Below are 7,787 nucleotides of genomic sequence, written 5' to 3'. Positions count from 1 at the left end.
CCGATAACCGCGATCTTCGTGCCGCCGCGTTCGAACATCTTCCAGGCCTCGAAGGCCGGTTCGTCCCATTCGTTGTCGTAGATGTTGGAGCCGAGGAAGGAGAACGGCAGGCTTTCGATGACTTCCTGCACCCGGTCGGTTCCGTAGGTGAATTCCCAGTGGCCGGTCATGGCGTCGGGCGACAGCGTGTTCATGACCGTGATCATGTCCTGGCCCTGGGTCATGTTGGAGCTGTAGCTGCCCTGCCAGGTGTCGCCGCCGTCCAGAAGGAGGACATTGTCGTCGCCGCGCTCGGCGCGGATGCGCTTGATGATCGTCGCAACCCGGTCGAGGCCGCCCATCTTGCCGTAGGTCGCAGCCAGGGACGCGAAATCCTCCGACGTCAGCGCATAGGCATCCGGCGAGCCGGGCTGAATGTTGTAGAGCTTCAGGAAGTCCGCACCGGTGACATGGGGCGGCTTCCCGGTCACGTCGCCAATGCCCAGGTTGATCGACGGTTCGCGGAAATAGAGCGGCTTGAGCTGGGCGTGGATGTCGGTGATGTGCACGAGCGTCAGCCGGCCCTTCGCATCCATTTGCAACAGCTGGTCCTCGGTGAGCGCCTGCTGCGCCATCAGTCGGGACCAGGACCCGGCCATTCCCGACCCAAGCAATGCGCTGGTTGCCGTCGCGGCCATCAGGAACTCACGTCTTGAGAACATTCCCATTCACTCCAAATCTTTGCCTGCCCGCCATGTTGCGTGCGCGCATACTCTTCCCGTTGGCGCACAGCGTCTTGTGCACCTTAGTCGGTTCAAAGGCGGTTTTCTAAAAGCGCCGCTTTGGCGGCAAATGCTCCGGCGCGGCGGTTTCCCCCGCGCCGGAAAGCCGGGCCGTCCGTCTAGTTGCGGACCGCCGGGGTTTCGACGCTGAGGCCGGATCCGCGCCAGGCGATGTAAAGCTCAAGGGCGGTAAATTCGTCGGAGCCGCGCTTGAAGGGCTTGGCCCGGACGTTGTCCATGCACCCCTTGAAGCGGCGATGCGTGGATCCAAGCCCCTGCCATTTCAGCCGGTAGGTCGGAAATCCGTTGATCTGACCCTGACTGAGATGGTCGGCCCGGATCATGTTGCCCCAGTTGTCTTCATGACAATTGGCGCAGGCCAGGTCGAGCTGTCCGACACGGGTGTAATAGAGCTCCTTACCCTTGTTGAACCACTCTTCCGCAGGGCCGTCGATCTTCACGTTGACGGGCATGCCGCGCGACTGAACACCGAGAAAGGCGGTCATCGCCAGCATTTCCGGGCTTTCCCACTTCCAGGGATCCGCGCCCTGATGTTCTTCACGAGACCAGTTGATGTGATCTTCCAGCGTCATCAACGTGCCTTTTTCATCGTTCCACTTGGGCATCGATGCGCGCAGGCCCTTCATGCTCTCCGAAGCGTCGCCGTGACAGGACGCACAGGATTTGCCGGAAGAGCCAGCGGCGTCTTCCCACAATTCGGCGCCATAATCGACAGCCACGAAACCCGGATTGTCGAAGTCATCCGTTTCGAGAGCTTGCGTTTCTGCCGAGCGGAAGCGCCAGCCGGAGATATTCTCCTCCAGCGGACTGCCTTCCGGGGCGGCGGCCTTGGTGGCAATCGTCGTGCCGTCGATGATCAGCTCGGCGCTTTCATCGGCGTGCGACTGGAACGCCGCCAACGATAGCGCAAGCCCTGCGACAGTCACGGAGGCCGCCATACGGCCGAGTTTAGGCATCTTCGTCAAATCGTCTCCTCCCGATTTGCATGATCCGAGGGGCCTTGGCCCTTATTCGACTGCGATCTTCTTCTCTGTCTCGTAGACGCTGCCGTCATCGTCCACCCAGGTGAACTTGAACGTGCCGGCCTCGTTCACCTTCGCGTTGAATTCAACGTAAGGGTTCGCGGAGACCGCCGGATCCATGTCGCAGCTGAAAACGACCTGACCGTTGAACTCGCAGGTGAACTTGTTGATGATCTGCCGCGGGATGAGTTCGCCCGTCTTCTTGTCCTTGCGCTGGCCGGACTCCATCGGGTGGCTGATCAGCGTCTTGATGGTGATGACTTCACCCTGGGCGGCCTTCTTGGGCACCTTCACGCGGGGTTTTGCACTTGCCATTTTGGTGTTCCTCTAGATCCTGATCCGTTCGCTCAGCCGCCGCAGCCGCCGATGGTGACCTTGACTTCCTTGCGGTCGATGAAGGTTGAGCCGTCGTTCATCTTCGCGACCGCGATCACGTTCTGTGTCTTGGCCAGGCGGATACGGGTCTTGGCTTCGGCGACGCCGCTCATGGCGGTGAAGTGGAAGGTGGCAACGGCCGGGTTGGGGTTGCCGTCCGCCAGGATCAGAACGGATTCGACGTAGTTGTCCGCGGTCATCGGGCTGTCCACGGCAACGCCGACCGGAACCGTGTTGCCGTTTTCGGCAATTTCCGGCGTGTCGAGGGAAACGGTGCCCTCGGTGGGCGTCGCTCCGCCCGTGAAGGCCTTGATGGCGGCTTCGGTTTCGTCCGCCGCTGCGAAGGAAACCTGCGGGTTGATGGCCAGAACGGCCGCGGCGCCTGCCGTCAGTCCGAACAGTTGGCGTCGGGTGATTGTCATCTCTTGCTCCTTGAGTCCCGAGATCAGTTTTCTTTCAGCGTCAGAAGGTAGGCGACAACGTCTTCCACCTCCTGAGCGGTCAGGATGGTTTTTCCGGCGAATTTTTCTGCAACGCGGATACCCACGTTCAGCGTGTAAAAGCCGGGCATGATTGTCTGTTCTCCGAAGACTTCCTTGCTGTTCACAACGATTGCGCGCAGCTGGGCTTCGTCGTAGCGGTCGGCGACGCCGTCAAGTGACGGGCCGACTTCACCGTGGAACAATTGTTCCTTGAGATCGGCGTTGGCGTGGCAGGCAAGACAGTTGCCTTTTTTCCGGCCGGCGAAGGCTTCAAGGCCGGCGCCAGGATCGCCTGCCTGTCCGGTCAGGGATTGCGCCAGTTCCATGTCCACGATCGGAACGCTGTCCGGGGCGACCACTTCCGCGGTTGCCGCGGTTGCGGTCATGACAGCCAATCCGGCCAGGACGGCCGTCAGGCTTGATGATTTCGCGCCCTTTCTCATTGCGTCGGCTTTCCTCCTCAATGCGGAACCCGGCTCTCTTCCGGTGTCCCAGTAGCCGGCAGGTCCGAGGTTCGGCCCGCCTGTTCTCCTCACATTAAAACATATGATTTTTTGCATGTGTGATGCAATAGGCTTTTTTCACAAGTCCGAAACTTTCCGTTTTCGGCGAAAAACCTAGTCCGCGCCAATCCGGCCCTCAGCCCGTAACTCGTTGATAATGCGCGCATGATACTTCTGGAAATGTTCCTCGCCTTCGTAACCTTTTTCCCGGACCCAGCGGAACATGTTCAAAAAAGTCCACTTGCCGAAGGCGCCAGGCATGGTGGCCACGGCGGCGTCGGACACCGTTCCGCTACCGGAGTAGGATTCGGGCAGGAAGACGATGGTCGGCGTGAACACATAGCCCCATTTGCGGGCTGCTGTCTTTTCGGTCAGCTCCTCGCCGTCAAGGTCGATAACCTCCTCGTCGCCGAACATGTTGTATTGCACGACCATGAAGTTCTCCTTGATGTACTCGGACACTTCCGGGTCGGAAAGGAGCTTTTCGTGCATCGCGCGGCAATAGATGCAACCGCGCTGTTCGAAGATGATCACAAGCCGTTTGCCTTCATCGGCCGCGGTTTGAATGTCCTCGGCGATGTCGCGAAAGGTCACCGTGAACCATGGCTGTTTGTGAAGGCCGTCTTCGCCAAGCGTTGCTGCCTGGGCCGCCGAGAGAGTGAGCGTCAGGAAACCCAGGGCGACAAGAGTGTTTTTCAGGAAATGCATGAATTGATCCTCCGGGGACGGTCAGCCGACCTGCGAAAAAACGGGAAAGGTTTCGAGAAGCCAGAGGGCGATGGCCGACATCTGTCCGGTGATGAACAGGACACCCGTCAGCACCAGGAAGCCGCCCATCACCTTTTCCACCGTCCCCATGTGTTTGCGGAACCGGCCGGCAAAGCGTAGAAAACGGCTGGCGAAGGCGGCGGCAAGAATGAAGGGCACGCCGATGCCGAGCGCGTAGGCGGTCAACAGGCCCGCACCATGCCAGGCCGTGTCCGAAGACCCGGCGACGAACAGGATGGCGGCGAGCACCGGACCAACGCAAGGCGTCCAGCCGAAGGCGAAGGCCAGTCCCATGAGAAAGGCCCCGGCCAGGCCAGCCGGCTTGCTGTCGACATGAAGACGGGCCTCCCTGAAGAGCAGGCCGATCCTGAAGATGCCCAGGAAATGCAGCCCCATGACGATGATGATGGCTCCGGCGACATAGGAGAGAATATCGTAGAACCGGGCTATCGACTGGCCGATGATGCTGGCGGTCGCGCCCAGCGCGACGAAGACGACGGAAAACCCGAGGACAAAGGCGATGGCTGCGAAAATGACCCGCCTGCCGGTCTCGGCCGTTGCTGCCTCGCCCTTCAGTTCGTCCACGCTGACGCCGGCCAGGTAGCACAGGTAAGGCGGTACGATCGGCAGCACGCAAGGTGACACGAAAGACAGAAGTCCGGCCAAAAGCGCCGCACCTATCGAAACATCGAGCATTCAACTCCTCCCGTTAAACGCGAGTCCTCTTTTGCTTTTACATATTCAAAAATTTATATATATTGCAATCAAAGAATTCGGGAGAATGCAAATGGCCGGTGTACACCGCCTCGGTTCCTTCGCCGCTGTCCTGATGGCGACCCTCGTTTGGGCGGCGCCGTCCCTGTCGGCTGAGCTGATCATGCTGGAACAACCCGGGTGCGTCTGGTGCAAGCGCTGGAACGAGGAAATCGGCGTGGTCTATCCAAAGACCGCGGAAGGCCGGATTGCGCCCCTGCGCAGGATCGATATCTCCGGTCCCTGGCCTGACGATCTGTCGGATGTCGCAAGGGAGCGGCTGACGCCGACTTTCGTTCTGGTGGAGGACGGCGTGGAAGTCGGCCGGTTGCGCGGATATCCCGGTGAGCATTTCTTTTGGCCGCTTCTGTCGGACATGCTGGAGAAGCTGCCCGGCAAAGGAAGTTGATCCCGAGGGTGACTTCGGGCATGTATTCGGAATTGGGTATTGTTGCGCTACGTAAGGCGCAATGTGAGCGAGAACGGGTCAGTCATGAACCTGCCGGCTTTTGACAAGGCGATGGACAAGCAAGACCTTGACCTGCTGATGGAGCAGGCGAGGAAAGCCAGCGACCTCTTGAAGGCGCTGTCCCATGAAGTGCGTCTCGTGATCCTTTGTCTCCTGTCGGAAGGCGAAAAGTCCGTCTCCGAACTGGAAGAGATCCTGACAATGCCCCAGGCCGCAGTGTCCCAGCAGCTGGCCAGATTGCGCCTGGAGGGACTGGTGCAGTCCCGCCGCGACGGCCGCATGATCTACTACAGCCTGATGAACGACGAGGTCAGCTCGATCATTTCGAGCCTTTACGGACTTTTCTGCAAGGAAGTCCGTTCCGGTGACAACTAGAGACCGTCTCCCGCTTCGCGTCGCAGCATGAAGCGTGTTTGCCGGTTGGACATCCGGCTGCTACCGTTTTGAGAAATCGCCGCAGAGCGATCGGGGAAACGCTTGAGAACGCCCGTCAGGAGCGTAGGGGAAGGTAAAATGTTTGATCTGGATCCGGTGATGCTGGCACCGTTCCTGGGCGTCCTCGGAGGATGTGTCCTCGGGTATGTCGCACGGATGACCCATTTCTGTACGCTGGCTTCGCTGGAACGCCATTGGTACGCTGGCGACAGCAACCGTTTGCGCGTGTGGGTGCTTGCGTCTGTCACCGCCCTTGTCGGTACCCAGGTGCTGGTGGCGTTAGACCTTGCAGATCCTGGAGCTTCCTTTTACTTGTCACCGGCCTTTCCCTGGACCGGGGCCATTCTCGGTGGGTTCATGTTCGGGGTTGGCATGGCGCTTGTCGGCACGTGCGGTTTCGGGGCGGTCCTGCGCCTCGGCGGCGGCAGTTTGAGGGCGCTGGTGGTGCTGACCGTCATCGGTCTGTCCGCGCTCGCCGCCCAGCGAGGCATTGTCGGCAGTCTGCGTGTGCCCCTGGTCGACAATATGGCCGTCTATTTTACCGAAACCGGTAGCCAGTCCATCGGAGACATCCTGTCCGAACTGACGGGTGTCAGGCTTCAGGAAGCCGTGGCGGTGATGATTGCCGTGGCCGGCCTCGCCTGGATTTTCAAATCGCCCACATTCCGGCGGCAATTTTCCAAGATCGGGTCGGCCATCGTGATCGGCGCCGTCATTCCCTTCGGCTGGTGGGCCACCACCTTCGCGGCCGAAAAGGCGTTCAGTCCGGTCCAGATCGAGGCGGGCTCCTTTGTCGTGCCCGTGGGCGACACCATCATGAAGCTGATCACCTATACCGGAACCTGGCCCGACTATGGCGTCGGGCTCGTCGTAGGCACTCTTGCCGGTGCGGTGGTCGCGGCCCTGGTCCGGCGGGACATCCGCTGGGAAGCCTGTGACGATGCCCGTGAACTGGGCCGTCACCTCCTGGGCGGAACCCTGATGGGGGTCGGTGGCGTCTTTGCCATGGGCTGTACCATCGGGCAGGGCATTACCGCCTTTTCGGCGATGGCCATTTCCGCACCGGTCGTCATGCTGTCGATGGCCGTGGGAGCCAGGGTAGGGCTGGCATGGTTGATCGAAGGTTCGGTTCTGGCTCCCTTCCGCCGTCACGGCGACGCACAAGAGAACGCCGCCGAGTAGAGTTCAGGACGCGGTAAAGCGGTATCCCGATGCCGTTTTTTCGATCCGGCCGCTGGCCGGATGGGGAAAGTGGTATCCGATGACCCGCGAGCGGTCTGCCGCCAGTCTGTCCAGAAGCATCTTGCGCGTGGCGATCCCGAGGTTTTGATCCTGGTCGGATCCGGACGGCCAGTCAGGTTTCTCCACGGAAATCACCGAGTAGGCGATGGCGTCCCCGACGACAAGAACACTCTCCGAGCCGGCGTGGATCGCGTAGGACATATGGCCCGGCGTGTGGCCGGGCGTTCCGACGGCTTCGACACCCGGGAGCACTTCCTGTCCCGGCTTGATCATGGTCACACGGTCCTCGATAACCTCGAACCGTGACTGGGCACCGACCACGAAGCTCTTGCGTTCTTCCGGTGTCCTGGCGAGCGTATCGTCCGCGCGCCAGTAGTCCCACTCCGCCTGAGGTACGAGAATATTGGCTTCCGGGAACAGCGGATCGTCAAAATCGTCGAGAATGCCCCACAGGTGGTCGGGGTGGGCGTGCGTGAGAACGACGTCGGTGATGTCGCCGACGTCCACCCCGGCTTCCTCAAGCTGAGCCGGCAGCCGCCCGGCACTCGACTGGAAATTGCTGCCCGATCCGGCATCGAAAAGGACCACCCGGTCGCCTGTCCGCAACAGCGTCACGTTGCAGTCCGGTGTCAGGACATCCGTCGCCATGCCGTGGGGGGAGAGCAGGGCGGCGATGTCTTCCTCGCTCTGATCCGGCACGATGAAATTCATCGGCAGCGTCAGGTGCCCGTCCGAAAACACGGTGATCTCGTGATCTCCAAGGGAAAGGCTCGCCTGCGCCAGGGCAGGGCGCAAGGACGCGGCCAGACCCGTGCCTGTCAGGGCCAGTCCGCCCAGCAGCACGTTGCGCCTCGACAATTCAAAAGATCCGGGTTTCCGCATTTTCGACTCCACATATTCAAACTTTTGAATTTATCTATGTTTCCTTGAGAAAGGTCAATGTGCAATGCAGCCGA

At 60.5% G+C, this 7,787-nt stretch carries 10 protein-coding genes and 1 pseudogene; 3 read left to right on the top strand and 8 right to left on the bottom strand.

Annotated features, from left to right (window positions below; all coding sequences use genetic code 11):
- From ACQY7U_RS09370 to ACQY7U_RS09340, 7 genes and pseudogenes are all read right to left on the bottom strand, one after another.
- Window positions 1-701, bottom strand: a pseudogene (locus ACQY7U_RS09370) (thiosulfohydrolase SoxB); the annotation flags it as partial.
- A 179-nt stretch (window positions 702-880) separates the two neighbouring features.
- Window positions 881-1,738 (bottom strand): sulfur oxidation c-type cytochrome SoxA, encoded by an 858-nt coding sequence (soxA, locus tag ACQY7U_RS09365; RefSeq protein WP_428643784.1) that lies wholly within the window; start codon window positions 1,736-1,738, stop codon window positions 881-883.
- 51 nt (window positions 1,739-1,789) lie between these two features.
- Entirely contained in the window at window positions 1,790-2,119 is a 330-nt protein-coding gene (gene soxZ, locus ACQY7U_RS09360; RefSeq protein ID WP_428643776.1) for a thiosulfate oxidation carrier complex protein SoxZ, read from the bottom strand.
- 32 nt (window positions 2,120-2,151) lie between these two features.
- Entirely contained in the window at window positions 2,152-2,601 is a 450-nt protein-coding gene (soxY, locus tag ACQY7U_RS09355) for a thiosulfate oxidation carrier protein SoxY (protein WP_428643773.1), read from the bottom strand.
- Window positions 2,602-2,624: 23 nt separating this feature from the next.
- Window positions 2,625-3,104, bottom strand: a complete 480-nt coding sequence (soxX, locus tag ACQY7U_RS09350; protein WP_428643771.1) for a sulfur oxidation c-type cytochrome SoxX — start codon at window positions 3,102-3,104, stop codon at window positions 2,625-2,627.
- Window positions 3,105-3,278: 174 nt separating this feature from the next.
- On the bottom strand, window positions 3,279-3,872 hold the full coding sequence (locus ACQY7U_RS09345) for a thioredoxin family protein (protein WP_428643769.1): 594 nt from the start codon (window positions 3,870-3,872) through the stop codon (window positions 3,279-3,281).
- Between the two features lie 21 nt (window positions 3,873-3,893).
- A complete protein-coding gene (locus tag ACQY7U_RS09340; protein WP_428643766.1) occupies window positions 3,894-4,628 on the bottom strand; it encodes a cytochrome c biogenesis CcdA family protein in 735 nt (244 codons plus the stop codon).
- 91 nt (window positions 4,629-4,719) lie between these two features.
- Between ACQY7U_RS09340 and ACQY7U_RS09335 the strand changes: the two genes are divergently transcribed.
- The 3 genes from ACQY7U_RS09335 (at window position 4,720) to ACQY7U_RS09325 (ending at window position 6,771) form a co-directional block, all read left to right on the top strand.
- Window positions 4,720-5,094 carry a transcriptional regulator gene (locus ACQY7U_RS09335; protein ID WP_428643765.1) on the top strand — a complete coding sequence of 125 codons (375 nt, stop codon included), beginning with the start codon at window positions 4,720-4,722 and terminating at the stop codon, window positions 5,092-5,094.
- Between the two features lie 84 nt (window positions 5,095-5,178).
- Window positions 5,179-5,529 (top strand): ArsR/SmtB family transcription factor, encoded by a 351-nt coding sequence (locus tag ACQY7U_RS09330; RefSeq protein WP_428643781.1) that lies wholly within the window; start codon window positions 5,179-5,181, stop codon window positions 5,527-5,529.
- Window positions 5,530-5,667: 138 nt separating this feature from the next.
- Window positions 5,668-6,771, top strand: a complete 1,104-nt coding sequence (locus ACQY7U_RS09325; protein WP_428643763.1) for a YeeE/YedE family protein — start codon at window positions 5,668-5,670, stop codon at window positions 6,769-6,771.
- 3 nt (window positions 6,772-6,774) lie between these two features.
- Here the strand turns inward: ACQY7U_RS09325 and ACQY7U_RS09320 are convergent, their stop codons facing one another.
- On the bottom strand, window positions 6,775-7,713 hold the full coding sequence (locus tag ACQY7U_RS09320; protein ID WP_428643761.1) for an MBL fold metallo-hydrolase: 939 nt from the start codon (window positions 7,711-7,713) through the stop codon (window positions 6,775-6,777).
- Window positions 7,714-7,787: the final 74 nt, after the last annotated feature.

The sequence above is a fragment of the Roseibium sp. genome, assembly GCF_050301095.1.
GTDB lineage: Bacteria > Pseudomonadota > Alphaproteobacteria > Rhizobiales > Stappiaceae > Roseibium.
This window is presented reverse-complemented; position numbering and strand designations above follow the sequence as displayed.

What these genes read in the sequence shown, in the direction of transcription:
- ACQY7U_RS09340 (WP_428643766.1), bottom strand. Translation starts at nt 4,628, where the DNA reads ATGCTCGATGTTTCGATAGGTGCGGCGCTTTTGGCCGGACTTCTGTCT.
- ACQY7U_RS09320 (WP_428643761.1), bottom strand. Translation starts at nt 7,713, where the DNA reads ATGCGGAAACCCGGATCTTTTGAATTGTCGAGGCGCAACGTGCTGCTG.
- soxZ (WP_428643776.1), bottom strand. Translation starts at nt 2,119, where the DNA reads ATGGCAAGTGCAAAACCCCGCGTGAAGGTGCCCAAGAAGGCCGCCCAG.
- soxA (WP_428643784.1), bottom strand. Translation starts at nt 1,738, where the DNA reads ATGCCTAAACTCGGCCGTATGGCGGCCTCCGTGACTGTCGCAGGGCTT.
- ACQY7U_RS09330 (WP_428643781.1), top strand. Translation starts at nt 5,179, where the DNA reads ATGAACCTGCCGGCTTTTGACAAGGCGATGGACAAGCAAGACCTTGAC.
- soxY (WP_428643773.1), bottom strand. Translation starts at nt 2,601, where the DNA reads ATGACAATCACCCGACGCCAACTGTTCGGACTGACGGCAGGCGCCGCG.
- soxX (WP_428643771.1), bottom strand. Translation starts at nt 3,104, where the DNA reads ATGAGAAAGGGCGCGAAATCATCAAGCCTGACGGCCGTCCTGGCCGGA.
- ACQY7U_RS09325 (WP_428643763.1), top strand. Translation starts at nt 5,668, where the DNA reads ATGTTTGATCTGGATCCGGTGATGCTGGCACCGTTCCTGGGCGTCCTC.
- ACQY7U_RS09335 (WP_428643765.1), top strand. Translation starts at nt 4,720, where the DNA reads ATGGCCGGTGTACACCGCCTCGGTTCCTTCGCCGCTGTCCTGATGGCG.
- ACQY7U_RS09345 (WP_428643769.1), bottom strand. Translation starts at nt 3,872, where the DNA reads ATGCATTTCCTGAAAAACACTCTTGTCGCCCTGGGTTTCCTGACGCTC.